This window comes from Mesorhizobium sp. M0991 (assembly GCF_040318915.1).
Classification (GTDB): Bacteria; Pseudomonadota; Alphaproteobacteria; order Rhizobiales; family Rhizobiaceae; genus Mesorhizobium.
Genome location: NZ_JAMYNE010000002.1, coordinates 54314 through 79511 on the forward strand (window position 1 = coordinate 54314; position 25198 = coordinate 79511).

Annotated in this window: 17 protein-coding genes; 7 read left to right on the plus strand and 10 right to left on the minus strand. The window is 63.5% G+C overall.

Going from position 1 to position 25198, the window contains the following annotated elements:
- Positions 1-4 precede the first annotated feature (4 nt).
- The 5 genes from NKH70_RS04095 (at position 5) to NKH70_RS04115 (ending at position 8533) form a co-directional block, all read left to right on the plus strand.
- Positions 5-280: a sarcosine oxidase subunit delta gene (locus NKH70_RS04095; protein ID WP_352717903.1), complete on the plus strand. Its 276-nt coding sequence runs from the start codon at positions 5-7 to the stop codon at positions 278-280.
- Positions 280-3264 (plus strand): sarcosine oxidase subunit alpha, encoded by a 2985-nt coding sequence (locus tag NKH70_RS04100; protein ID WP_353024831.1) that lies wholly within the window; start codon positions 280-282, stop codon positions 3262-3264. The genes NKH70_RS04095 and NKH70_RS04100 overlap by 1 nt, the downstream gene beginning before the upstream one ends.
- Positions 3257-3886, plus strand: a complete 630-nt coding sequence (locus NKH70_RS04105; protein ID WP_352717899.1) for a sarcosine oxidase subunit gamma — start codon at positions 3257-3259, stop codon at positions 3884-3886. Before NKH70_RS04100 ends, NKH70_RS04105 begins: the two co-directional genes overlap by 8 nt.
- A gap of 320 nt (positions 3887-4206) precedes the next feature.
- Positions 4207-6576 (plus strand): trimethylamine N-oxide demethylase, encoded by a 2370-nt coding sequence (locus NKH70_RS04110; protein ID WP_352717898.1) that lies wholly within the window; start codon positions 4207-4209, stop codon positions 6574-6576.
- Positions 6577-6823: 247 nt separating this feature from the next.
- On the plus strand, positions 6824-8533 hold the full coding sequence (locus NKH70_RS04115; RefSeq protein ID WP_352717896.1) for a trimethylamine N-oxide permease: 1710 nt from the start codon (positions 6824-6826) through the stop codon (positions 8531-8533).
- Between the two features lie 257 nt (positions 8534-8790).
- Here the strand turns inward: NKH70_RS04115 and NKH70_RS04120 are convergent, their stop codons facing one another.
- The 7 genes from NKH70_RS04120 to NKH70_RS35770 all read right to left on the minus strand — a co-directional run bounded on the left by NKH70_RS04120 (position 8791) and on the right by NKH70_RS35770 (position 18124).
- Positions 8791-10284, minus strand: a complete 1494-nt coding sequence (locus NKH70_RS04120) for an aldehyde dehydrogenase family protein (protein WP_352717894.1) — start codon at positions 10282-10284, stop codon at positions 8791-8793.
- Between the two features lie 70 nt (positions 10285-10354).
- Entirely contained in the window at positions 10355-13489 is a 3135-nt protein-coding gene (locus NKH70_RS04125) for an efflux RND transporter permease subunit (RefSeq protein ID WP_352915726.1), read from the minus strand.
- 210 nt (positions 13490-13699) lie between these two features.
- A complete protein-coding gene (locus NKH70_RS04130) occupies positions 13700-14851 on the minus strand; it encodes an efflux RND transporter periplasmic adaptor subunit (RefSeq protein ID WP_352466059.1) in 1152 nt (383 codons plus the stop codon).
- A 62-nt stretch (positions 14852-14913) separates the two neighbouring features.
- The gene (locus tag NKH70_RS04135) at positions 14914-15522 is read right to left on the minus strand and encodes a TetR/AcrR family transcriptional regulator (RefSeq protein WP_352466058.1); all 609 of its coding nucleotides are present in this window, start codon (positions 15520-15522) and stop codon (positions 14914-14916) included.
- A gap of 219 nt (positions 15523-15741) precedes the next feature.
- A complete protein-coding gene (locus NKH70_RS04140) occupies positions 15742-17382 on the minus strand; it encodes an acyl-CoA synthetase (protein WP_352717890.1) in 1641 nt (546 codons plus the stop codon).
- A gap of 179 nt (positions 17383-17561) precedes the next feature.
- Positions 17562-17876: a type II toxin-antitoxin system RelE/ParE family toxin gene (locus tag NKH70_RS04145; RefSeq protein ID WP_352717889.1), complete on the minus strand. Its 315-nt coding sequence runs from the start codon at positions 17874-17876 to the stop codon at positions 17562-17564.
- A gap of 2 nt (positions 17877-17878) precedes the next feature.
- Positions 17879-18124 (minus strand): type II toxin-antitoxin system ParD family antitoxin, encoded by a 246-nt coding sequence (locus NKH70_RS35770; protein WP_352977862.1) that lies wholly within the window; start codon positions 18122-18124, stop codon positions 17879-17881.
- A gap of 147 nt (positions 18125-18271) precedes the next feature.
- On the opposite strand from NKH70_RS35770, the gene NKH70_RS04155 reads away from it, so the two are divergent.
- Together NKH70_RS04155 and NKH70_RS04160 are read left to right on the plus strand one after the other, a co-directional pair.
- Positions 18272-19237, plus strand: coding sequence for a sugar-binding transcriptional regulator (locus tag NKH70_RS04155; protein ID WP_352717887.1), 966 nt, complete (start codon positions 18272-18274; stop codon positions 19235-19237).
- Positions 19238-19323: 86 nt separating this feature from the next.
- A complete protein-coding gene (locus tag NKH70_RS04160) occupies positions 19324-21378 on the plus strand; it encodes a bifunctional aldolase/short-chain dehydrogenase (protein WP_353024832.1) in 2055 nt (684 codons plus the stop codon).
- 68 nt (positions 21379-21446) lie between these two features.
- Here NKH70_RS04160 and NKH70_RS04165 read toward each other — a convergent pair whose 3' ends face one another.
- The 3 genes from NKH70_RS04165 to NKH70_RS04175 form a co-directional block, all read right to left on the minus strand.
- Positions 21447-22502 carry a substrate-binding domain-containing protein gene (locus tag NKH70_RS04165; RefSeq protein WP_352717884.1) on the minus strand — a complete coding sequence of 352 codons (1056 nt, stop codon included), beginning with the start codon at positions 22500-22502 and terminating at the stop codon, positions 21447-21449.
- A gap of 46 nt (positions 22503-22548) precedes the next feature.
- Entirely contained in the window at positions 22549-23544 is a 996-nt protein-coding gene (locus NKH70_RS04170) for an ABC transporter permease (protein WP_292653853.1), read from the minus strand.
- An 83-nt stretch (positions 23545-23627) separates the two neighbouring features.
- Complete coding sequence (locus NKH70_RS04175; protein ID WP_352717882.1) at positions 23628-25139, minus strand: sugar ABC transporter ATP-binding protein; 1512 nt, start codon at positions 25137-25139, stop codon at positions 23628-23630.
- Positions 25140-25198 lie beyond the last annotated feature (59 nt).

Here is a 25198-nt window from a genome sequence, read left to right on the forward strand (position 1 = left end):
AAGCATGCGTATTGTCTGTCCCTTCTGCGGCGAACGCGAACTCGGCGAGTTCACCTATCTCGGCGACGGCAAGCCGGCGCGCCCGGCAGCCGAGGCCTCCGAAGACGAGGTCTTCGACTACGTCTATCTGCGCGACAATGTCGCCGGGCCGATGAGCGAATTCTGGTATCATGGCGGCGGCTGCCGGGCCTGGCTGAAGGTCGCCCGCAACACGCTGACGCACGAGATTTCGGCGGTCGAACCGGCTGCAGGCGTTGGTGCCGCCGAGGTTGGGGCCTGATGGTTGGCCCCGCGCAGACACACCGGCTGGCGAGCGGCGGTCTCATCGATCGCGCCGCGCCGCTGGGCTTCCGCTTCGACGGCAAGAGCTTTGCCGGCTTCCAAGGCGACACGCTCGCCTCGGCGCTGATCGCCAATGGCATCAAGCTGGTCGGCCGCTCGTTCAAATACCATCGGCCGCGCGGCATCCTGACCGCTGGATCCGAAGAGCCCAACGCACTGGTTGAGTTGCGCACGGGAGCGCGGCGCGAGCCGAACACCAAGGCGACCACGGCCGAGCTTTATGACGGGCTCGAAGCCGCGAGCCAAAACCGCTGGCCATCGCTGCGCCACGATCTGATGGCGGTCAACCAGCTGTTTGCGCCGATCTTCGTCGCCGGCTTCTACTACAAGACCTTCATGTGGCCGGCGAAATTCTGGGAAGCGGTCTACGAGCCGGCGATCCGCCGCGCCGCCGGCCTCGGACGCGCTGCTGGCGTTGCTGATCCCGACCATTACGACAAGGCGTGGGCGCATTGCGACGTGCTGATCGCCGGTTCCGGCCCCGCCGGGCTCGCGGCGGCATTGGCGGCCGGGCGCAGCGGCGCCCGTGTCATCTTGTGCGAGGAAGATTTTGCGTTTGGCGGTCGCCTGCTCGCCGACGGCGGCATGATCGACGGCGAGCCGGCAGCCGAATGGATTTCACGCACGCTGGGGGAACTCGCAGCGCTCCCCGATGTCCGCATCATGAACCGCACGACACTGTTCGGCGTCTATGATGGCGGCACCTATGGCGCCATCGAGCGGGTCAACGACCACCTGCCCTCGCCGCCCGAGCACCAGGTGCGCCAGCGGCTGTGGCGGATCGTGGCCAAGCGCTGCGTCGTTGCCGCCGGCGCCATCGAGCGGCCGATCGTCTTTGCCGGCAACGACACGCCCGGCGTGATGATGGCTTCGGCTATGCGGACCTATGTCGCGCGTTACGCGGCGACGCCGGCAAAGCGGATCGCGCTGTTCACCAACCATGAGGACGGCTGGCGCACCGTCGAGACCGCACTTGCCGCCGGGTTGCAAATCGCGGCGGTCATCGATGCGCGCCCGGACGTGTCCGCCGCGCATCGCGCGCTCTCCGCCAAGGGCGGCTTTGCCGTGCTTAACGGTTCCGTCAGCGGAGTCGAGGGCGGCAAGGACGGCGTTCGGAAAATCGCGGTGGCGCTCACCGGCGGCGCACGGGCCGAGGTCGAGGCCGACGGGCTTGCCGTCTCCGGCGGTTGGAATCCGGCGGTCGGGTTGACCTCCTATCATCGCGGCCGGCCGAAATGGCAGGACGATATCGCCGCTTTCGTGCCCGATTGCCCGCCTCCGGGCATGGTGGCCGCCGGCGCCGCCAACGGCGCCTTCGGACTTGCCGAGTGCCTGCGCCAGGGCTTTGCCGCGGGTGCTGCGGCAGCGCAGAACGCTGGACGCAGCGGCAATGCCGGCACATCGCCGGTCGCCGACAGCGAGGCGTTTTCGCTAACGCCGCTCTGGCATGTGGCCGGCAAAGGGAAAGCCTTCGTCGATTACCAGCATGACGTGACAGCGTCCGACATCGAACTGGCGCAGCGCGAAGGCTTCGAGTCGGTCGAGCATCTCAAGCGCTATACGACGCTCGGCATGGCGACCGACCAGGGGAAGACCTCGAATGTCGCCGGCCTCGCCATCATGGCAGCTGTGTCAGGCAAGTCCATTCCCGAGACCGGCACGACGATCTACCGGCCGCCCTATGTGCCGGTCGCCATCGGCGCCTTCGCCGGCCATCATCGCGACGAGAACTTCCATGCGACACGACTGACGCCGTCGCATCACTGGGCAGCCGAACAGGGCGCGGTGTTCGTCGACACCGGCTTGTGGAAGCGGGCGCAATGGTATCCGCGCGCCGGCGAAAAGGACTGGCTGGACTCGGTGACGCGCGAGGTCAGGGCGGTGCGCTCCGGCGTCGGCTTCTGCGACGTCTCGACGCTCGGCAAGATCGACGTGCACGGCCCGGATGCCGGCGCCTTCCTCGACCGTGTCTACATCAACACCTTCTCCAATCTTGCTGTCGGCAAAGCCCGCTACGGGCTGATGCTGCGCGAGGACGGCATCGTTTATGACGACGGCACCACCTCGCGGCTGGCCGAGGATCACTATTTCCTGACCACCACCACCGCCAAGGCCGGGCTGGTGATGCAGCATCTCGAATTCTGCCGGCAGGTGCTGGTCCCCGAATTCGACGTGCAGCTGACCTCCGTCTCCGACCAGTGGGCGCAATTCTCGATCGCAGGGCCGAAGACGCGGGACCTGCTTCGCGAAATCGTCGATCCGGCCGAGGATCTGTCGAATGAAGGTTTTCCGTTCATGGGGGCGCGGGAAGTCGCGCTTCGCGGCGGCATCAAGGCGCGGCTGTTCCGCATCTCGTTCTCCGGCGAGATGGCGTTCGAGATCTCGGTCCCCACCCGCTATGGCGACGCGCTGGTGCGCAATTTGATGCTGGCCGGCAAGTCATTCGGCGTGACGCCCTACGGCACCGAGGCACTCGGCGTCATGCGCATCGAAAAGGGGCACGTCGCCGGCCCGGAGCTGAACGGCACGACGACCGCCGCCGACCTCGGCCTCGGCAAGATGATGTCGACCAAGAAAGACTTCATCGGCCGCGTCATGGCGAGGCGCGAGGCGCTGATTGCGCCGGACCGGCAGGTCGTGGTCGGCATCAAGCCGGTCGACAAGACACGCCGCCTGCGCTCCGGCGCGCATATCATCCCGAAGGACAAGACACCCGATCCCGATAACGACCAGGGCTATGTCACCTCGGTCTGCTTCTCGCCGGTGCTCGGCCAATGGATCGGGCTTGGCCTGGTCGAACGAGGGCGCGAGCGCATCGGCGAGATCGTCCATGCGCATGACCCACTGCGCGGCGAAGACTACGATGTCGAGCTGTGCAGCCCGGTTTTCTACGATCCGGATGGAGGGCGCCAGCGTGGCTGAGTTTTCCTGGATTGCCCGCAGTCCGCTGGAGAAAACGCTTGTCGTCGGCGCCTATGGCGCGCGCCGCACGGCGGCCAGCGTATCGCTCACCGAGATCCGCAATTTCGACCTGATCCAGGTGATGGCGCGGCGCGGCAAATGGGCCGAACTGGCAAAGGCTGCCAAAGCGCGTTTTGGCATGGCCGCCCCGGAAACGCCCAAGGCGGTCCGAGCTCCCGACGCTACGCTGATCTGGTCGGGACCGGATCAGTTCCTCGTCCTGTCCAATGGCGGCAAGCACGCGAGCGAACCGCTGAGCCAGGCGTTTGCGCAATCCGCCTCGCTGTCCGACCAGTCGCATGCCCGCGTGCTGATCAGCGTTTCGGGAGAAAAGGCACGCGCGATGCTGGCCAAACTGTCGTCGCTAGACCTGCACCCGGCGGCGTTCCCGGCCGGCACCGCTGCCGCGACCTCGGTCGATCACACCAGCATCAATCTCTGGCGCGGCAATGACCGGCCGGACGGACAGGCGGTGTTCAATCTTCTGGTATTTGCGACGTTTGCCGAAAGCCTGTGGCATACGATGCTCGATGCCGCCGCGGAGTATGGCGTCGATATCGGGCATTCCGAGGAATTGGGGTAAACTGTCTGCGTCGGCGCCGCCCCTCATCTGCCTGCCGGCATCTTCTCCCCGTATAGTGACGGGGAGAAGGGGGCCTGCCGCGACGGCTGCGCCTTTCCTGCAACGCCGATAATTGGCGAAATCGTTGGTGACAGGATCTTTCTCGCCGTCACTATACGGGGAGAAATGCCCGGCAGGGCAATGAGGGGCAGCGCCGACAATCGGAAGGATAAGGCCGAGCTGCTCCACCTTCACTTGCCAACTCCGGCTCTTCTGCCCTATTCTTCCCGCTAAAATAATTTCACACACAGGCAAACTTGTTTCTCGAAACCAGGGTTGAGATGAGCCAGTCGCCCTACCCCGCCGTCGCCGCCGGACCGCCCCGGCCAAGCCTGATCCTGCGGCCAGGCCAGATCGCGCTGCCGGCCGGGATGGAGCGCTATCCGGTTCAGGGCAATGGCGCGGTGCTGATCGAGGTCGAGGCCGGCGATACGATCACCGTGCGCGATGTGGAAGGCGGGCAGGCCTGCGAGCTGCTGGCATGGGACAGCAGCGGCGCGACCGATCCCGGCATTCTCGGCGAGAAATCGAACAGCAATGCCGCCGGCATCAAGGCGCTGCTGGCCGAAGGCGACGACAGCCTCGCTTCCTTGCGCCGGGGGATCGAGCGGCGCCAGGTGCAGCTCGACCAGGCAAAGGCGGTTCGCGTTTTCGGCGGCACCACCCCTGCCGGTACCCAACAAGTTTTTACCGTCGCCCGCGATGGGTCGATGCTGATTGCGGCGCCCGGTGGTCCGATGCTGGTCGACGGCCACGATACGGCGACGCCGCTTAGCGTCATCGTCCGCCGCGCCACCATCCGCCCGGCGGCGGAGTCGCAACTTGCCGACCCGCTGGCCGATCCCGTGCTAGACCTGCGCGTCCATTCGGCGACGGCGGAAGCCTATTTCGTCAAGGCGGGCGACTATCTGCAGATCATCGATGTCGACGGGCGCCAATGCACCGACTTCCAGTGCTTTTCGGCGCGCAAGCTGGACAGGGGGCGCGATCATCCGCTCGACGTGACCACGACCCGCACACTGATGGGCTCGAGCTATCCGATGCCCGGCCTGCATTCGAAATACTACGACCAGGACATGGAGCCGCTGGTCGAGGTTATCCAGGACACTTGCGGCCGCCACGATGCATTCGCGCTCGCCTGCGCCGCCAAATATTACGACGACATCGGTTATCCCGGCCATCCCAACTGCTCGGAGAATTTCAACCGGGCGCTCGCCGATAAGGGCGTCACGCCCCGCGCCGGCTGGATGGCGATCAACTTCTTCTTCAACACGTCAATCGACGCGCATGGCATCGTGGTTTCTGACGAGCCGTGGTCGCGGCCGGGCGACTATGTGCTGCTGCGGGCGCTGACCGACATCGTCTGCGTCTCGTCCGCCTGCCCCGACGACACGACGCCGGCCAATGGCTGGAACCTGACCGACATCCATGTGCGAACCTATTCCGGCCAGCATAAATTCTCGCGAGCGATCGCCAGACGCATGACGCCCGATTCGGAACCGAAAATGACCCGCGAGACCGCCTTTCATTCGAGCTTTGCCAAGCACACCCGCAACTTCGTCGAGTACAAGGGCTATTGGCTGGCCAATTCCTTCGCCAGGCAAGGCCCGATCGATGAATACTGGGCCTGCCGGCAGGACGCCGTGATCATGGACCTGTCGCCGCTGCGCAAGTTCGAGGTCACCGGCCCGGATTCGGAAGCGCTGCTGCAATACACGCTGACCCGCGACATCAAGAAACTCGGCGTCGGTCAGGTGGTCTACTCCGCTATGTGCTACGAGCATGGCGGCATGATCGACGACGGCACGCTGCTCAGGCTCGGCAAGGATAATTTCCGCTGGGTCGGCGGCGACGATCTATCCGGCGAATGGCTGCGCGAGACGGCGCAAAAACTCGGCCTCACCGTGCTGGTGCGCTCATCGACCGACCAGATGCACAACGTCGCCGTGCAGGGACCGAAAAGCCGTGACATCCTGCGGCAGATCATCTGGACCTCGCCGCTGCAGCCGTCGATCGACGAGCTTGAATGGTTCCGTTTCGCGGTCGCCCGCATCGGTGGCGGCAACGGCATTCCCGTCGTGGTTTCGCGCACCGGTTACACCGGCGAGCTCGGCTACGAGATCTGGTGCCATCCGCGCGACGCCGAAAAGGTGTTCGACGCGATCTGGCAGGCCGGCCAGCCGCACGGCCTGAAGCCGATGGGGCTACAGGCGCTCGACATGGTGCGCATCGAGGCCGGGCTGATCTTTGCCGGCTACGAGTTCTCCGACCAGGCAGATCCGTTCGAGGCCGGCATCGGCTTCACCGTGCCGCTGAAGACCAAGAGCGACGATTTCATCGGCCGCGAGGCGCTGATCCGGCGCAAGGAAAACCCGCAGAGGAAGCTGGTCGGCCTCGACATCGACGCCAATGTCGCGGTAGGCCATGGCGATTGCGTGCATGTCGGCCGCGCCCAGATCGGCATCGTCACCTCCGGCATGCGCTCGCCGGTGCTGAACAAGACCATCGCGCTGGCCAGGCTCGAGGTCGCGCATTCGGCGATCGGCACCGAGGTGGAGATCGGCAAGCTCGACGGCCACAGCAAGCGGCTGCCGGCGCGCGTCGTCGCCTTCGCCCATTACGATCCGCAAAAGACCAGGCCGCGCTCCTGATCGATCGCCCCCACGGGAGGCTTAGTCCGGCCTTTCGGCGATGCGGCTGCTTGTCCTGTCTTTCACAGCAATGTGCACAGCGTCACAAAGCGCTTGACGTGAAAGCGCGTTGGGTCAATCTTCACTGCTAAGAATAAAATACTACTGAGCGGAAAACGCCTGGGCCGTTCAACGTGAGCGTCGATGACGCCTCGCGAGATTGCGGCTGTTGCCGATGGGGAACATCAAAAATGGGGAATCCACGTACATGAGCACGATAGTCACCACCTTGGTGCCGCCTGCCGAAGGGCAGCTGCACCGGAACATCGATTGGCGCGGCGCCTTCTGGGTCGCAAGCGGCGTTCCGGCCCTTGTCCTGTTTTCGATCGGCGGCATTGCCGGCACCACCGGAACGCTGGCCTTCCTGATCTGGACAGTATCCATGATCATGGGCTTCCTGCAGTCCTTCACCTATGCGGAAATCGCCGGCCTGTTCCCGAACAAGTCCGGCGGCGCCTCGATCTACGGCGCCACCGCCTGGCTGCGCTATTCGAAATTCATCGCGCCGCTTTCTGTGTGGTGCAACTGGTTCGCCTGGTCGCCGGTGCTGTCGCTCGGCTGCTCGATCGCCGCCGCCTATATCCTCAACGCACTGGCGCCGGTGCCGCTGTTCACCCACACTTCGCCGGAAGTCGCCGCCTATATCGCAGCCCATGCCGGAACCAGCGCCGCCGATGCCATCACCGCGGTCACCGCGGCGGCGACGCCGGCGATCCGCAACTGGACGCTCTACGGTCACACGCTTGGCCCGGTTTCCTTCACCTTCAACGCCACCTTCTTCATCGGCGCGGTGCTGATGCTGATCATCTTCTCGATCCAGCATCGCGGCATCCTGGGCACGGCCAATGTGCAGAAATATATCGGCCTGCTGGTCATCATCCCGATGCTCATCGTCGGCGTGGTGCCGATCGTCACCGGCCAGATCAACTGGGCAAACTTCTCGCCGCTGGTGCCGCTGGCGGCAGCCTATGCGCCGGAGCCCGGCGCATGGAACATCGCCGGCTGGACGCTGGTGCTCGGCGGCATGTTCATCGCGGCATGGTCGACCTACGGTTTCGAGACCGCCGTCTGCTACACCTCCGAATTCAAGAACCCCGGCACCGATACCTTCAAGGCGATCTTCTACTCCGGCCTGCTTTGTATGCTGCTGTTCATCCTGGTGCCGTTCACCTTCCAGGGCGTGCTCGGCTTGAACGGCATGCTGGCGACGCCGATCGTCGACGGCTCCGGCGTTGCCGATGCGCTGGCCGGCATGGTCGGCGGCGGCCAGCTGATCCACAGCCTGCTGGTCATGCTGATGATCCTGGCGCTGGTGCTCTGCATCATGACGGCGATGGCCGGCTCTTCGCGCACGCTCTACCAGGGTTCGGTCGACGGCTGGCTGCCGCGCTACCTCAGCCACGTCAACGAGCACGGTGCGCCGACGCGGGCGATGTGGACCGACCTGATCTTCAACCTGATTGTGCTGGCCATCGCTTCGGCCGACGCGACGAGCTTCTTCTTCATCCTCGCGGTGTCGAATTGCGGCTACATCATCTTCAACTTCCTCAACCTCAATGCCGGCTGGATCCACCGCATCGACAATGGCCACATCGCGCGGCCATGGAAGGCGCCGAGCTGGCTGCTCGGCCTCGGCGCGATCTTTGCCTATGTCAACGCGGTCTTCATGGGCGCCGGCGCCAAGGTCTGGAACCCGATGGCATTGTGGGCCGGGCTGATCACTGCAGCCTTGATCATCCCGGTGTTCTGCTTCCGGCATTACATCCAGGACAAGGGCAAGTTCCCCGACCACATGCTGGCCGATCTCGGCATGAACTCGTCCGACCTCGCAGTGCGAAAGGCCGGGATGCTGCCCTATCTGACGCTGGTCGCTGGCGTCGCGGTGATGCTGCTCGCCAACTGGCTGTTCGTCATCTGAGGCTTGCCTTGAGGGATCGGGCGCGCGATGCGCCCGGTCCCTGCATTTTGTTCTTGCTTTGTGCCGGCAGCTATGCTATTAATTTCGCTATGGTGCTGATTCGCCCCGAGACCCGCCGCTGAGGCGGGTTTTTCGTTTCTGGGCTAAAAGCGCGTCGCGTTCGATCGGCCTCATGCGACGCGCCTTAGATTCTTGTTTTTATGCATGTCGTTATCGCAAAACCGCTGCACACTTTTGCGCGACATGCATTAGCGGGCTCAATCGATCTTGATGAACACGCCCTTGGTGTTAAGATATTCGTCAAGGTGTTCGGCGCCGCCCTCGCGGCCGTAGCCGCTCATCTTGTAGCCGCCGAAGGGCACGGCCGGATCGATGGCGTGATAGGTGTTGACCCAGACCGAGCCGGAGCGGATCTTGCGCGACAGCTGATGGGCGGTGGCGAGATTTTGGGTGAAGACCCCTGCAGCCAAGCCGTAAGGCGTGTTGTTGGCCCGCTCGACCGCCTCGTCCAGCGTATCGAACGGCAAGGCTGAAATCACCGGCCCGAAGATCTCCTCACGGGCGATCTTCATGTCGTCCGAGACACCGGCAAAGACCGTCGGCGCGACGAAATTGCCGGCGGCAAGCGCGCCTTCCACAAGCCGTTCGCCGCCGGTGACGAGTTTCGCCCCTTCCGCAGTGCCGGCCTCGAGGTAACCGGTGACCCGTTGCAACTGCTTTTCGGAGACGAGCGGACCGATCTCGGTCGCGGGGTCGATGCCGTCGCCGACCCTGAGACCCTTGGCATATGCCGCCAGTCGCTCGACGAACTCGTCATGGACGGCGCGTTCGACAAACAGGCGCGAGCCGGCAATGCAGATCTGGCCGGAATTGGCGAAGACCGACATTGCCGCCACCGGCACCGCTTTGTCGAGATCGGCATCGGCGCAGACGATGACCGGCGACTTGCCGCCGAGTTCCAAGGAGACGCGCTTGAGGTTGCCGGCCGAGGCCCGCACGATCGACTGGCCGGTCGCCGTCGAGCCGGTGAAGACGATCTTGTCGACACCCATGTGCTCGGCGAGTGCCGCGCCCGCCTCGGTGCCGGTGCCGGTGACGATGTTGACGACGCCTTGCGGGACGCCGGCTTCGTTCATGATGTCGGCGATCAAAAGCGGCGTCAGCGGCGCCTCTTCCGATGGTTTCAGCACGATAGTACAGCCGGTCGCCAGCGCCGGGCCGATCTTCCAGATCGACGCTGCCGTCGGTGCGTTCCACGGGATGATGGCGCCGACGACACCGACCGGCTCCTTGCGGGTGAAGGAGACGATTTCGCCGGACAGCGAATTCTCGATGGTCTCGCCGTGCAGCGCCGTCGCCATGCCGGCATAGTAACGCAGCATGCCGATGACGCGGTTGCGGTTGGCGCGGGTGCGCACGATCGGCATGCCCATGTCGGTGGTGTCGGAGCGGCTGATCTCTTCCCAGTGCTTTTCGAAGAGGTCGGCGATCCTCAGCAGCAGCACCTGCCGCTCATAAGGCTTGAACCGGCTCCACGGGCCCTCGAACGCCTTGCGCGCAGCAGTCACCGCCAAGTCGATGTCCTGGCGGTCGCCGCGGGGAACCGTGGCGATGACCGCGCCGGTGGCGGGATTGCGGCTCTCCATGGTCCGGCCGGAGCGGGCATCGACCCAGCCACCGCCGATGAACATCTGGCGATGGCGCCCGTCGATCGGCAGCCGCAGCGGTGCCTTTGTCTGAGCTATGGTCATGACGGTCCTCCTCCGGCGCCTACGCCTGGTGGGCGGATTAAACCGCCGGAGGTCACATTTGCCAACAGCTCTATTCGGCCGCCAGGGCCAGTTGCGGCCTTTCGTTCTTTTCTTCCGTCTCGGCCGCCTGCTCCACCACCTTCTTGGGCTCCCTGCCGAAGAACAGCGCGTAGGCTGCCGGCAGGACAAGGATGGTCAGCACCGTGGCGACGAGAATGCCGCCCATCATGGCGTAGGCGAGCGGCCCCCAGAAGACGCCGCGCGAGATCGGGATCAGCGCCAGCACCGCAGTCAACGCCGTCAGCACGATCGGCCGGAACCGGCGGACCGCCGAGCCGATGATGGCCTCGGAGCGCTCCACACCGGCGGCGATGTCCTGATCGATCTGATCGACCAGGATGATCGAGTTGCGCATGATGATGCCGAGCAGGGCGATGACACCGAGGATGGCGACGAAGCCGAACGGGGCGCCGCTGATCAAGAGTGCCGCCGCCGCGCCGATGATGCCAAGCGGACCGGTCGCCAGCACCAGCATGGCTTTGCCGAAATGCTGCAGCTGGATCATCAGCAACACGACGATGACGGCCAGCATGATCGGCGCTTTCGCTGCAATCGAGGCCTGGCTTTCGGCCGCATCCTCGGCGCCACCCTGGATCTCGATCTTGTAGCCGGGTGCGAGGCTGGCGCGCAGGCCCTGCATGTCGCTGTACATTTTCATGGCGACATCGTTCGGCTGCACGCCGTCCGGCAGCGTGGCGCGTACGCTGATCGTCGGCAAGCGGTCGCGCCGCCATTCGACGCCTTGCTCCAGCACCGGAACGATCTTGGCGACCTGCGACAGCGGCACGGAGCCACCGAAATCCGTCGGGATATAGACGGAATCGACCGCCGACAGCAGGTGACGGCTTGCCTCCGGTTCGCGGGCGACGATCGAAACCGTCTCCTCGCCGTCGCGGAAATCATCGAGCGGCGCTCCCGACATGGTCGCCTGCAGCATCTGGCGGATGCGCTGCGAGGTGACGCCGAGCGCACGGGCACGATCCTGGTCGATCACCAGCTTCATCGCCGGCACCGGCTCCAGCCAGTCGTCGTGGATGGCGCCGAGCAACGGATTTGCCTGGAACTTCGCCTTCACCTCGTCGGCGATGCGGCGCACTTCCTGGCGATCCGGACCCATGACGCGCATCTGCACCGGCCAACCAGTCGGCGGACCGAGGAACAGGCGATCAACCTTGGCGCGGATCGATGGGAAATCCTCGGCCAGGACGGTGCGCAGCTTGACGATCAGCCGCTCGCGGGCCGGTTCGTCATTGGCCATGACCAGAAGCTGGGCGAAGTTCGGGTTGCGAAGCTGCTGGTCGAGCGGCAGGAAGAAGCGCGGCGCGCCTTCGCCGATATAGGTGGCGATGAAGCGCTTGTCCTTGTCGTCCATCATCCTGGCTTCGAGCGCCTTGGCCTGCGTCTCGACTTCCTTGATGCTGGTGCCTTCCGGCAGCCAGAGATCGACGAGGATTTCCGGACGCGACGATTGCGGGAAGAAATTCTGCGGGATGAACTGGAACGCCCACAGGCTGGTGGCAAAGGTCATCAGCGTCATCACCAGGACGATGATGCGATGGCGCACCGCCCATGACACGGTCGAGCGAAGACGGCGGTAAAAACCCGTGTCGAAGACATCGTGATGGCTGCCGGCGTGCTTGCGCTGCTTCAGGATCATGTGGCCGAGCCATGGCGTGAAATAGACCGCAGCGAACCAGGACACGACCAGCGCGATGCCGACGACGTAAAACAGGGTGCGCACATATTCGCCGGCCGTCGAGGCTGCGAAACCGACGGGGATGAAGCCGGCTGTGGTGATCAGCGTGCCGGTCAGCATCGGGAAAGCGGTCGAGGAATAGGCGAAGCTCGCCGCCTCGACCTTGACCAAGCCTTCCTCGAGCTTTCGCTCCATCATTTCGACGACGATCATCGCGTCGTCGACCAAGAGCCCAAGCGCGATGATCAGCGCGCCGAGCGAGATGCGCTGCAGGTCGATGCCGAGTTCGTACATGATGGCGAAGGTGGCTGCCAGGACCAGCGGAATGACGATGGCGATCACCAGGCCCGAACGCCAGCCGATCGACAGGAACGAGACGACAAGCACGATCAGCAGCGCTTCACCGAGCGCTTCCATGAACTCGGCCACCGCATCCTTGACGACGCCCGGCTGATCGGAAATCTGATTGACCGAGACGCCATAGGGCAGCGCCTCCTCGAAGCGCTTGTAGGTCGCTTCGACGTCCTTGCCAACGTCGGTGACGTTGAAGCCCTTTGCCATGACGACGCCAAGCTGGACGCTGTCGTGACCGTTGATACGGTATTTGCGCTGATAGGGATCCTCGAGGCCGGAGGTCACCGTGGCGATGTCGCCGAGGCGCGTCACCTGGTTGCCGGCGCGCAGGCGAAGCTCGCGGATGTCGGCCGCCCTGGTGACGTCGCCTTCGACCGAGATGCGCACGGAACGCTGGCCGGTGTCGACCGAGCCCGCCGGGTCGACATTGTTTTGGCCCCTGATCGCATTCTGCAGGTCGGTCAACGTCAGGCCGCGTTCGGCAAGTACCTTGGATGAAACGTCGATGTAGAGCTTTTCCGGCTGGTCGCCGATGATCACGGCTTTCTCGACGCCGGGCGTCGTCAGCAGCATGTCGCGTGCCTGGATGGCGAATTTCTTCAGCTCGGGATAGCTGTAGCCGTCGCCGCTGATCGAATGCAGGGTGATGAATGTGTCGCCGAATTCGTCGTTGAAGTAGGGCCCGAGCGAGCCCTGCGGCAGTTCATTCGAGATATCGCCGACCTTCTTGCGCACCTGATAGAACGCATCCGCGACCTGCGCGGGATTGGTGTCGCCCTTGACCTGCAATGTGATGATGGCGCTGCCGGCGCGGGTGTAGGAGCGGACGAAATCGAGATGCGGCGTTTCCTGCAGCTTGCGCTCGATCTTGTTGACGACCTGGTCCTCCATCTCCTTGATCGAGGAGCCAGGCCAGATCGCCTGGACGACCATGACGCGGAAGGTGAAATCGGGGTCTTCCTTCTGGCCCATGCGCATCAGGCCGAGCGCACCGGCGACGATGATCAGCCCGAACAGGAAGCGGGCAATGCTCGGATGGCCGATTGCCCAGCGCGAAAGATTGAAAGATCGCTTTTCATTGGTGTCGGTGGTCATCGGCGTCAGTCCGTTTCAATTTGATCAACAGAGCACGCGCTTTCGCATGCCCAAGGAACTTCCGATGTGGGCTTCCGGGCGGCGAGGCTTTCCGAGTTGAGAGATCTACATCGCGGTGGGACGCGAGGATCGACGTGGGGGTTACATCGACCTGAGATCTCGAAAATCGGGGGGCCGCCTGCCGCCCGGAAACTGTGGATTGCCTGGCCGTCAGCGCAAGCGCCTTGCGGCGTCGTCATCGGCCGACGCCGACTGTTGCGCTGCATCACCGGTCAGCTTGACTTTCAGATTCTCGGTCATGAACTGCGTGCCGGCGGCGACGACCACGTCGCCCGGCTTCAGCCCATCGGCGACGCTGACGCCGTCGGGGGTGAAGGCGGCGACCTTGACCGGATGCGCATGGACGGTCCCGCCATTGCGGTCGACTGTCCAGACGATCGATTGGCTGTCCTTTTGCGCCAACGCGGCCAGCGGGATCGACACCAGCTGCTGCCGGTTATCCGCCGCGGCTTCGATGGAGGCGGTCATGCCTAGCAGCACGCGCGGATCGTTGGGCAGGCTGACGCGGACGGCAAAGGTGCGCGACTGCGGATCGGCGCTGCCGGCGACTTCGCGGACCTTGCCGTCGAGCGTCAGCGCCTCATCGGACCAGAAGCCCGCCTTGACGGTCTTGCCCGGCTTGAATTCGGCGATATCGGTTTCCGGAACAGCGATCAGCACTTCCTTCTCGCCGTCGATGGCAACGGTCACCACCGGCGTACCGGAGCCGACGACCTGGCCGACATCGGCGGCAACGGCGGTGACGATGCCGTTCTTGTCCGCCTTGAGATCGGTATAGCGGACCTGGTTCTGTGCCTGGGCAAGCTGTGAGCGGGCGGAGTCTCGCGTGGCGACCGCCTGATTATAGGCGAGCGTTGCCTGCTCGAGCTGCGACTTCGGCGCGAAATTCTTGGCGTAGAGCTGTTCGGCGCGCTTGCGCGTAAGCTCGACTGTCTCGACCTGACGGTCGGCAGCATCGAGGCTGGCCTGAGCGCTTCTCACCGAAAGCTCGTAGTCGGTGGGATCGATGCGGGCGAGAACGTCGCCGGGCTTGACGCGGTCACCGATGTCGACAAGGCGCTCGGTGATCTTGCCGTTGATGCGAAAACCGAGATTCATCTCGGTCCGAGCACGCACCGATCCGGAATAGGAGAGCTGACGGGTATCGCTCGCCTTAGCGATCTCGACCACCTTGACCGGGCGGATGATCTCGGTGACCTCGGCTTTCTCCTGCGAGCAGCCGGCGAGGCCGAGAGCGGCAACGATAATCAGTGCCAGGCCGGCGGCCGGTCGCCTGTAGGTGATGGACTTGGACAAAGACACTTTTCGTACTCCCGAACTGTGGGGATGAATTGCCGACATCACCGCCCGACGGGCGGCAACGGTCATTTCTTCAAGGCTCTGATGGCAAACTCGGTAAGCTCGTCCGGTGTCGCCCGGTTCTTCTTGGCGAGGCACTGGGCCATCATCTGCGGATGACAGAGGCTGATAATAGCAGCACCGAAACACCGGGACGCGATCACCGGATCCTGATCGACGAACTCGCCGGTGGCGATGCCCTCGCGGATCACTTCCGCAACCAGTTCGTGGATGCTGTCGATGTGCTTTTCGATGACATGCCAGTCGCGCTCGATGGCGACGATGACCATCTCGTGCACCTTCTCCTGGTCGATCATGGTCTCGAGCGTCCACTGATAGTGCGTATGCACGTAGCGGCGGAGCTTTTCGCTGGCGGTGCCGGGACTATGGCAGGCTTCGTAGGTCAACCGGTAGCAGGTCTCGAGCATACGGCCGCAAACCGCCTGGTGGATTTCCACCTTGGAGGCGAAGAAGCGGTAGATATTGGCGGTCGACATGCCGAGTTCGCGCGCTATGTCGGCGACGTTGGTCTTGCCGTAGCCGTAGTGGCGGAACAATCGCTCCGCGCAATCCAGGATGCGTGTGACATTTTCCTGGCGGGCGGAATCGGCGGTGGTGTCTAGAGTTTCCAGCATCTTGTTTGCCAAATTTACGACTGACGAATTTAGAATTTCGTCACTCGTAAATTGAAAACCATCACCTGTCAAGGCCGATTTTGGCCGCTGATGACAGATGGTGACATCTCTGGACGGAGTTGGACCATGAAAAGCATGTGGGTCCCGCCGGGCGCGCCTGCAACGCCGCCCCGTCTGTTCGACGCAAAGGATTTTGAATTGATGTTTTCAGATCAGGCGTTAAGGCTGCTTCGTCATCTCCCGCAGCCGGAACTTCTGGATCTTGCCCGTCGAAGTCTTCGGGATTTCCGCGAAGATCACCGCTTTCGGCACCTTGAAGCGGGCGAGCAGCGCGCGGCAGTGCTCGATGATTTCGGCCTCGGTCGCCGCCTTGCCCGGCTTCAGCTCGACATAGGCGACCGGCACCTCGCCCCATTTGTCGTCGGATCGGGCGACAACGCCGCAGGAGCCGACGGCGGGATGTTTGTACAGTGCCTCCTCGACCTCGATCGAGGAGATGTTTTCGCCGCCGGAGATGATGATGTCCTTGGAACGGTCCTTGAGCTGGATGTAGCCGTCAGGATGCATGACGCCGAGGTCGCCCGAATGGAACCAGCCGCCGGCAAAGGCCTCGTCGCTCGCCTTGCGGTTCTTGAGATAGCCTTTCATGACGATGTTGCCGCGGAACATTACCTCGCCGATAGTCTCGCCGTCGGCCGGCGTCTCTTGCATCGTCTGCGGGTCCATCACCATCAGGCCTTCGAGCGCGGCGTAGCGTACGCCTTGCCTGGCCTTCTTCGCCGCCCTCGCCCCCTTCTCCAGCCGGTCCCACTCGCCGTGCCATTCGTTGACGACGGCCGGGCCATAGGTTTCGGTCAGGCCGTAGAGATGCGTGACGGCAAAGCCCGCATCGGCCATGCCCGACAGCACCGCCTCAGGCGGCGGCGCTGCGGCGGTGTTGAAGCTGACGGTCTGCGGGAACTGCCGCTTGTCCTCGTCCCTGGCGTTGATCAGCACCGACATGACGATCGGTGCACCGCACAGATGGGTGACGCCGTGATCGGCTATGGCGTCGTAGATCGGCTTCGGCCGCACCCAGCGCAGGCAGACATGCGTGCCGGCCTGCACGGCAAGCGTCCAGGGAAAGCACCAGCCGTTGCAGTGGAACATCGGCAACGTCCACAGATAAACCGGGTGCTTGCCCATTCCGGCATGGATGGTGTTGGCATAGGCCATGAGTGCCGCACCGCGATGGTGACAGACGACGCCCTTCGGATTGCCTGTCGTGCCAGAGGTGTAGTTGAGCGAGATAGCATCCCATTCATCGTCCGGCATCGACCAGGCGAAATCCTCGTCGCCGTCGGCGACAAACGCCTCATAGTCCAGCGTGCCGATCCGTTCCCCCTTGGGATAGGGCGCATCGGCGGCATAGTCGGGATCGTCGTAATCGATCAGCAGCGGCTTGACCTTGGCCAGCGCCAGCGCTTGCCGAACCACGCCGGCGAATTCGCGGTCGACGATCAGCACCTTGCTTTCGGCGTGGTCGAGCTGGAAGGCAATGACCGCAGCGTCGAGGCGGGTGTTGAGCGAATGCAGCACCGCCCTGGTCATCGGCACGCCGAAATGCGCTTCCAGCATCGGCGGTGTGTTGGACAGCATAACGGTGACGGTGTCGCCCTTGCCGATACCGCGCTTCGCCAGCGCCGAGGCAAGCCTCAGCGAGCGCTTCCAGAAATCGCGATAGGTCGTGCGCTGGCGGCCATGGATAATGGCGGTCTGGTCGGGAAAGGTTTTTGCCGCCCGCTCGAAATAGGTCAGCGGCGTCAGCGGCTGGTGGTTGGCCGGGTTCCTGTCGAGGTCCTGTTCGTAAGGATTGCCCATCCCGTCCTCCGCAATGTGTTATTAGGCCTTCTTACCACCAGGCTTTGAACACGGTGTAGGATTTGTGCATCGCCGGTCTGTTGCGACCGTCTTTTCGCGATGCAAGTGCCCGCCGTTGGTGAATATCTCATCGAAGCCACCTCAACGGTATGCGGCTTCGCCTATCCACCTGGGCGCCCCTACTCGCCTTCACCCTCTGGCCACAAAGCATCGATGTCCCGATGTCCTTCCACAATGTTCGCCACCTCGAAGAAATCGCCATAGTAACGGAAGAAAATCACGTACCCCCTGAAAGCGAAACTTCGGACGTCAGGCCGGAGTTCGGGACGAGCACGACCGATCGTCGCAGGCAAGCTCGCCAGATCGCGGCATTTCTGACGCAACGCATCCACAAAGCGCCGGCCGATCAATAGGCTGCCGCTTTGGCCGGTGATGTATTCAAGGATATCGACCAAATCTGTCTGTACCGACGGCAGCATGCGCAGCCGCGGCACTCCTAAAAACCTTCCTTTGCGAGCTGCTTGGCCTTGGCTTCCAAGGCCGCGTCAATATCTTGCTCCGAGGCTTCGCCGCCTTCGGCAAACGACTTGTCCACCATGGCACGCAGCGCCTTCAACTTTTCCTCGCGCTCTTCGACCAGGCGCAGGCCCTCACGCACGACTTCGCTGGCAGAGCCGTAGCGGCCGCGTTTGACAATATTGGACACGAAGGTTTCCCATCGCTCTCCCAATGATACATTCATTCTCGGATCTCCTGTCTGATCAAATGGTACCGCAATAACAATAAATGTGCAATTACTGACATCGGCAATGCTCCAATGCCATATCATGCCTCCTCTCTTAATTTGACTTTTGTCGAGAGCCGTGAATAATGTCAGCGAGGAGATGGCATGGCGATCCGACCGGCAGAACAGCTTATCCACAAGGCCGCCTGGCTTTACTACGCACACGGCCTGCGCCAGGACCAGGTGGCCAGCCAGCTCAAGATTTCCCGTGCCTCGGTGGCGATGTATCTGCGCAAGGCGCGCGAGACCGGCATCGTCAACATCTCGACCTCGACCCAGCTTTTCACCGACGACGTGCTGGCACGCAAGCTGGAAGACGCGCTGAGGCTCGACGCGGTCTGGATCGCGCCGGAAAACGGCTATGTCGCCGACCCCTCGACCGATATCGCGGTGCTGGCGGCAAGCGTCTTTCTCGAGCTGATCAGGAAGGGCGACCGCATCGGCGTCGCCTGGGGACGGACGATCTACACCATCGCCGACATCATGTCCTATGCCGATCTGCAGGACGTCACCGTGGTGCAGCTCTGCGGCAATCTGGGCGCCCCCTATTCGTACCGGCCGGACCAATGTACGATGGAAATCGCACGCCGGCTCAATGCCAAGGGGCTGAATTTTTACGCGCCGCTGGTGCTGACGACGGAAGAACTGGCACGCGGCCTGCGCGCCGAGCCGGTGATCCGCGAGCAGTTGTCGGGCATCGGCGAATGCGACCTGGCGCTGTATTCGGTAGGCTCGGTGGACACCGACAGCCATCTGGTCAAATGCGGCGCGCTGACGCCAAGCGAAATGGCTGTATTGCGCAAAGCGGGTGCGGCCGGCGTCATTGCCGGGCAGATCATCGACGCCCAAGGCCAGGCGCTCGACTGCAGCTACAACCGCCGGCTGATTTCGGCAGAGCTGTCATCGTTGCGCAGCATCGAAAAGCGCCTTGTGGTGGTGCAGGAGGAGAGCAAGTTCGAACCGCTCGTCGCGGCGATCGCCGGCGGGCTATGCACTCATCTCGTCGTCGACGCACGGATGGCGCGACGGCTGCTCGACCATGCCGGAGCGGCAGCAGAAAAGGTCGCCTAGACAGTACATTTCCAGCCGCCGGCGCGTTGTCATCAATTTGTCGCGGCATTCCTGTTCACAACAAAGAGAAATCGGACGAAGCTGACATGAAGAACCTGTGGAATGACGACGAGGCGGAGAAGCTGGTCGCCGACTATGCAAAGAAGGGTGTGGCCCGCGATCTGGCGCTGCGCGTCTACACGACCAGGCTGCTGGGCGGCGAGCCGCGGCTCGTCCTGCATGGCGGCGGCAACACCTCGTGCAAGACCAGGGCCAGCGATCTTGTCGGCGACGAATGGGACGTGCTCTGCGTCAAGGGCAGCGGCTGGGACATGGGCGTCATCGAGCCGCAGGGCCTGCCGGCGGTCAAGCTCGGCGCGCTGTTGAAGGCGCGGTCGCTGAAGAAGCTCTCCGATGAGGACATGGTCGCGCTGCAGCGGGCGAACCTCATCGATCCGTCCTCGCCCAATCCCTCCGTCGAGACGCTGCTGCACGCCTTCCTGCCGCACAAATTCGTCGACCACACGCATTCGACCGCAATCCTCGCCATCGTCGACCAGGAGGACAGCGAGGCGCTGAGCCGGAAGGTGTTCGGCGAAAAGATGGGCTTTGTGCCCTACATCATGCCGGGCTTCGATCTGGCGAAGGCGTCCGCTGATGTTTTCGACGCCGATCCGACGGTCGAAGGCCTGATCCTCGACAAGCATGGCATTTTCACCTTCGGCGACGATGCCAAGCAGGCCTATGACCGGATGATCCATTACGTGAACGTCGCCGAGGATTTCATCGCCAGCCACGGCAAGCCGCGCACCGAAAAAGTGGCCCTGCCGGCCAGGCTTGCGAAGCCCGCGGAGATTGCGCCGATGCTGCGCGGCGCGGCGGCGGTGGCGCGCGGCGAAGGCCGCTTCGACCGGATGATCAGCGATTTCCGGACCTCGGATGCGATCGTCGACTTCATCAATTCGGCAAAAATTGCCGACTATGCCGGGCGCGGCGTCTCGACACCCGACCTGTCGATCCGCATCAAGACCGGACCGATGGCACTGCCGGCGCCCGACGCTGACAAGGTCGGCGACTACAAATCCGTCATCCGCGAGCATGTCGAGAAATTCGCCAAGGACTATCGCGCCTATTTCGAGACCAATGATGCGCTCGACGATGTGAAGCGCACCATGCTCGACCCGATGCCGCGGCTGACGCTGGTGCCCGGCCTTGGCATGTTCGGCCACGGCCGCACGCTCAAGGACGCGAAGATCGCCTCCGACGTCGGCGAAATGTGGATCGAGGCAGTGCGCGGCGCCGAAGCCGTCGGCGATTTCCGCCCGCTCTCCAAAGCCGACCTGTTCCCGCTCGAATACTGGTCGCTGGAACAGGCCAAGCTCGCCGCCAACAAGCCGAAGCCGCTGACCGGCCAGGTGGTGCTGGTCACTGGCGGCGCCGGCGCGATCGGTGCGGCCACGGCAAAGCTATTCGCCGACAACGGTGCCCATACCGTCGTCGTCGATCTCGATGCGTCAAGGGCTGCCGAGGCGGCAAAAAAAGCTGGCAACGGTTCGATCGGCATTGGCGCCGACATCACCGATCCGGCGCAGATGCGCGCTGCGTTCGACAAAGCGGTCGCCGTCTACGGCGGCCTCGACATTCTCGTCTCCAATGCCGGTGCTGCCTGGGAGGGCCGGATCGGCGAGCTCGACGACGCAACCTTGCGCAAGAGCTTCGAACTCAATTTCTTCGCCCACCAGTCGGCGGCGCAGAATGCCGTGCGCATCATGCTGGAACAGGGCACCGGCGGCGTGCTGTTGTTCAACACCTCCAAGCAGGCGGTCAATCCGGGGCCGAAGTTCGGCGCTTATGGAATTCCCAAGGCGGCAACGCTGTTTTTGTCCAGGCAATATGCGCTCGACTACGGCGCGAATGGCATCCGCTCCAATGCCGTCAACGCCGACCGCATCCGTTCGGGGCTGTTGACCGAAGCCATGATCGCCAGCCGCTCGGGCGCGCGCGGCGTGTCGGAGAAGGAGTACATGTCCGGCAACCTGCTCGGGCAGGAAGTGACGGCCGAAGACGTCGCCCAGGCCTTTCTGCATCAAGCGCTGGCCGAGCGGACCACCGCCGATGTGACGACGGTCGACGGCGGCAACATCGCAGCGGCGTTGAGGTAGATCTAAACACCGGACCAACAAAAAGAGCGGCCCGCGAGCCGCTCTTTTTCTTTGCCGATAGCGAAAGACTACTTCGCGTTCGGGTTCGGCATCCAGGCCGGCATTGCGACATCGGCATGGGCGAACTGCGGCAGCTTGGCCGAGAGATCCTCCATGTTCTTGATGTCCTTGTCGAGCAGGTCCTTCTGGGTGATCAGCGTCGGCGGCACGATGACGTTGTGGCCGGGATCTTCGCCGGCCAGAAGCTGCGCCAGCGCACGCACGGATACCTGACCGACGACGGCCGGGTTGGTAGCGGCGGTTGCCGCCCAGGCGCTGTCGGGCTCGCGCATCGCGGCGATGTCCGAGGTCGAGATGTCGGCCGAATAGATCTTGATGTCCTTGTTCAGCCCGGCCTCGTCGACGGCGATCTTCACGCCCTTGGCGAATTCGTCATAGGGCGCGAACATCACCTTGATGTCGGGGTGGGCCGACAACACCGAGCGGGCCTGGTTGGCGACCGAATTGGCGATCGGGTTGTCGAGCGTGCCGAACATGGCAACTTCGTCGATGCCTGCATACTTCTTCTTGAATTCGACCCAGGTCTCGTTGCGGCGGTCGAGCGGCGCGATGCCGGCGACATAGACATAGCCGGCCTTCCAGCTCTCGCCATTGTCCTTGACCGCCTGTTCGAGTGCGAGGCGCGCGAGGTCGCGGTCGGATTGCTCGATCTGCGGGATCTTGGGGTTTTCGACATTGACGTCGAAGGCGACGACCTTGATGCCGGCGTCGACCGCGCGCTGGGCGGCGTCCTTCATCGATTCCGTCAAGCCGTGCTGGATGATGATGCCCTGGACGCCGAGCGCGATGGCCTGGTCGACCATGTCCGCCTGAAGCGCCGCGTCCTGGCGGCTGTCGAGCACGCGCAGGTCGACGCCGAGCGCCTTGGCCTGCGCTTCGACACCGGACAAATACGCCTGGAAGAAGTCGCCGGTCGAGAGATAGCGGACCAGCGCGATCTTGACGGCACCCGGCTTGTCGAACGGCGCCGGCCTGTCCTGCGCCATCGCCGGCATCTGCATCAGCAATGTTGCGCCGGCAAGCCCGAGCGCTGCCTTCCCCAAAAGTCTTCTTGTGATGTTCACGTCGCTTCCTCCACTTGTTGAACCCAAAATGTGACCCGGTCGAACCCTATCTCCTGCCCCTGCCGGACAGGGCGAAGGTAAAGACAAGGGCGACCACGAGAACCACGCCCTTGACGAAATCCTGCGTGTAGTAAGGCGCGTTCATCATCGTCAGGCCCTGCAGCAGCACGCCGACAAACACCGCGCCGACGGCCGTGCCGAAGGCGTTTGGCTTGGCGGCGCCGAGAACCGCGTAACCGATGAGTGCAGCAGCCACCGCGTCGAGCAACAGATTATTACCCGAGGCGATGTCGCCGCGTCCAAGCCGGGCGGCGAGCAAAATGCCGCCGATCGAGGCAAATACTCCCGAAATAACGTAGGCCCAGATTTTGTATGCCTTGACAGGCGCGCCGGCGAGTTCGGCAGCGCGTTCGTTGCTGCCGACCGCGTACATCATGCGCCCGAAACGGGTGTATTCGAGAAAGAACCAGATCAGTACCGCCAGCACGAGCAGGACGACGACCGACACCGGAATGAGGTTCGGGATGAAGAAATCGAAGCGATGGCGGCCAAGCGCCAGAAAGGCGGCGCCGAAGCTGCCGTTGGCGACCGAGCCGTCCGGCATGGTCATGCCGGTGGCGATCGAGCGGCCTTCGGTCGGGATGCGTTGCAGACCGACAAGCAGGAACATCATGCCGAGTGTCGCTAAGAGGTCCGGCACCCGCATATAGACGATCAGCCAGCCATTGATCAGGCCGACGACGGCGCCGATCACGAGACAGACGACGACCGCCACGACGGCGTTCTGTTCCAGCACCACCATGACATAGGCAGCCGCCATCATGGCGCTGGTGGCGACGGAGCCGATCGACAGGTCGAAGCCGCCGACGACCAGCGTGGCGGTGACGCCGAGCGCCAGAACGCCGGTGATGGCGACCGACTGGAAGATGAAGACAGCACTTTGCGGCGAGACGAAGCCGTCGGCGGCGATGGCGAAATAGGCGATCAACCCGAACAACAGAACGATGAAGCCGTAGCGAATAGCATTGTCGCGCAGGATCATTCGGCGCTCCCGCACGCTGACGCCGTCTTTATCCAACCCGAACTCATGCCCTCTCCATTCCAATTCTCTTTGTCTTCCCGCCGTCAGGCTGCGCTGTGCAACGGCCCGCCCGCTACTTCGGCCAGCAGACGCTCGAGATCGACATCGGTATTGCGGTGCTCGCCGACGATCGTCTGCTCCGACAGCACCAGAATGCGATCGGCCGTCTCCAGGGCCTCGTCGAGTTCGGTGACGAACAGCAGCGTCGCGCGGCCGCTGGCGCTGGCCCGCAGCTTGGCGGCGATATCGCGCCTGGCCGAAATGTCGACGCCCTGAAACGGCTCGTCGAGGATGAAAAGCCTTGCGCCCTGCGACATCCAGCGGGCGACCATCACCTTCTGCTGATTGCCGCCCGAAAGGGTGGACATCTCGTCCTTTTCCGAGCGGCAGACGATGCCCAGTTCCTGGATCTGCTGGCGGGCAACGGCGCGTTCGATGCGGCGCTTGAGGACGCCGAGACGCGACATGCGCCTGTGGAACGGCAGGCTGATATTCTCCTGGATGTTGAAGTCGCCGACGATGCCGTTTTCGCCCCGGTCCTTGGCGACGAGAAACACACCGGCGGCAATCGCTTCCCCCGTCGACTCCGGCGCATAGGGTTTCCCGTTCAGCATCATGGTCCCGGCCAGCGGCTGGCGCAGGCCGAACAGCGTCTCGGCGAGCGCGGTCTTGCCGACGCCGACAAGGCCGGTGATGGCAACGACCTCGCCGTCGCCGAGCGTCAGCGAAATCGGCCGGGCGCCTTCTGCAATCCGCAACCCGTCCGTGGCAAAAATTGCTTTGGCCGAATTCCTGGCGACGATCCGCTCGAGCTGGATCTTGCGGCCGAGCATGGCGTTGACCGCACCTTCGTAATCCAGCGGCTTCTTGTCGAAGATGCCTGAGATAACCCCATCGCGCATCGAAATGATGCGATCGGCAAGCCGCCTGATGTCAGACATACGGTGCGAAATGTAGAGAATGGCCACGCCTTGCTGGCGGAGCCGGTCGAGCAATGCGAACAGCCGGTCGGCCTCGGCACTGGACAGCGAGGAGGTCGGCTCGTCGAGGATCAGAACTTTCGGCCGGTGTGCCATGGCGCGGGCGATCGCCACCATCTGGCGGTCGGCAAGAGAGAGATCGCTGATCCGGGCCTTGAGGTCGATGACCAGTCCCATGCGGTCGGCAACCGCCTTGGCCTCGCGACGCACCCGGCCTGGATTGAACAGCATCGGCACGCCGCTGCCGCTCAACCTGTCGAGGGTAAGATTGGTGGCGACGTCGAGGTCGGCGACGACACCGTCATTGATGTTCTGGTGGACGGTAACGACGCCGGCGCGGATCGCCTCCGCCGGCGTTTTCGGGGCGAAATCCTGACCGGCAAGCGACATCGAGCCGCCGCCATGGTCGTAAACACCGCTGATGATCTTGACGAGGGTGGATTTGCCGGCGCCATTGGCGCCCATCAGCACGGTCACTTCGCCGGCATGCAATTCGAGCGAGACGCCGCCAAGCACCTCGATATGGCCAAAGGATTTCCTCAGGCCGTCGACGCGGAACACGGCATCATTGCCCATTCGTTCCTCCCTGACCGTGACGCTATGGGCTATATCGGCAATTGTCAACACGATTGACA

What these genes read in the sequence shown, in the direction of transcription:
- NKH70_RS04155 (WP_352717887.1), top strand. Translation starts at nt 18,272, where the DNA reads ATGGCGATCCGACCGGCAGAACAGCTTATCCACAAGGCCGCCTGGCTT.
- NKH70_RS04095 (WP_352717903.1), top strand. Translation starts at nt 5, where the DNA reads ATGCGTATTGTCTGTCCCTTCTGCGGCGAACGCGAACTCGGCGAGTTC.
- NKH70_RS04100 (WP_353024831.1), top strand. Translation starts at nt 280, where the DNA reads ATGGTTGGCCCCGCGCAGACACACCGGCTGGCGAGCGGCGGTCTCATC.
- NKH70_RS04160 (WP_353024832.1), top strand. Translation starts at nt 19,324, where the DNA reads ATGAAGAACCTGTGGAATGACGACGAGGCGGAGAAGCTGGTCGCCGAC.
- NKH70_RS04170 (WP_292653853.1), bottom strand. Translation starts at nt 23,544, where the DNA reads ATGATCCTGCGCGACAATGCTATTCGCTACGGCTTCATCGTTCTGTTG.
- NKH70_RS35770 (WP_352977862.1), bottom strand. Translation starts at nt 18,124, where the DNA reads ATGAATGTATCATTGGGAGAGCGATGGGAAACCTTCGTGTCCAATATT.
- NKH70_RS04120 (WP_352717894.1), bottom strand. Translation starts at nt 10,284, where the DNA reads ATGACCATAGCTCAGACAAAGGCACCGCTGCGGCTGCCGATCGACGGG.
- NKH70_RS04115 (WP_352717896.1), top strand. Translation starts at nt 6,824, where the DNA reads ATGAGCACGATAGTCACCACCTTGGTGCCGCCTGCCGAAGGGCAGCTG.
- NKH70_RS04140 (WP_352717890.1), bottom strand. Translation starts at nt 17,382, where the DNA reads ATGGGCAATCCTTACGAACAGGACCTCGACAGGAACCCGGCCAACCAC.
- NKH70_RS04135 (WP_352466058.1), bottom strand. Translation starts at nt 15,522, where the DNA reads ATGCTGGAAACTCTAGACACCACCGCCGATTCCGCCCGCCAGGAAAAT.
- NKH70_RS04125 (WP_352915726.1), bottom strand. Translation starts at nt 13,489, where the DNA reads ATGACCACCGACACCAATGAAAAGCGATCTTTCAATCTTTCGCGCTGG.
- NKH70_RS04175 (WP_352717882.1), bottom strand. Translation starts at nt 25,139, where the DNA reads ATGGGCAATGATGCCGTGTTCCGCGTCGACGGCCTGAGGAAATCCTTT.
- NKH70_RS04110 (WP_352717898.1), top strand. Translation starts at nt 4,207, where the DNA reads ATGAGCCAGTCGCCCTACCCCGCCGTCGCCGCCGGACCGCCCCGGCCA.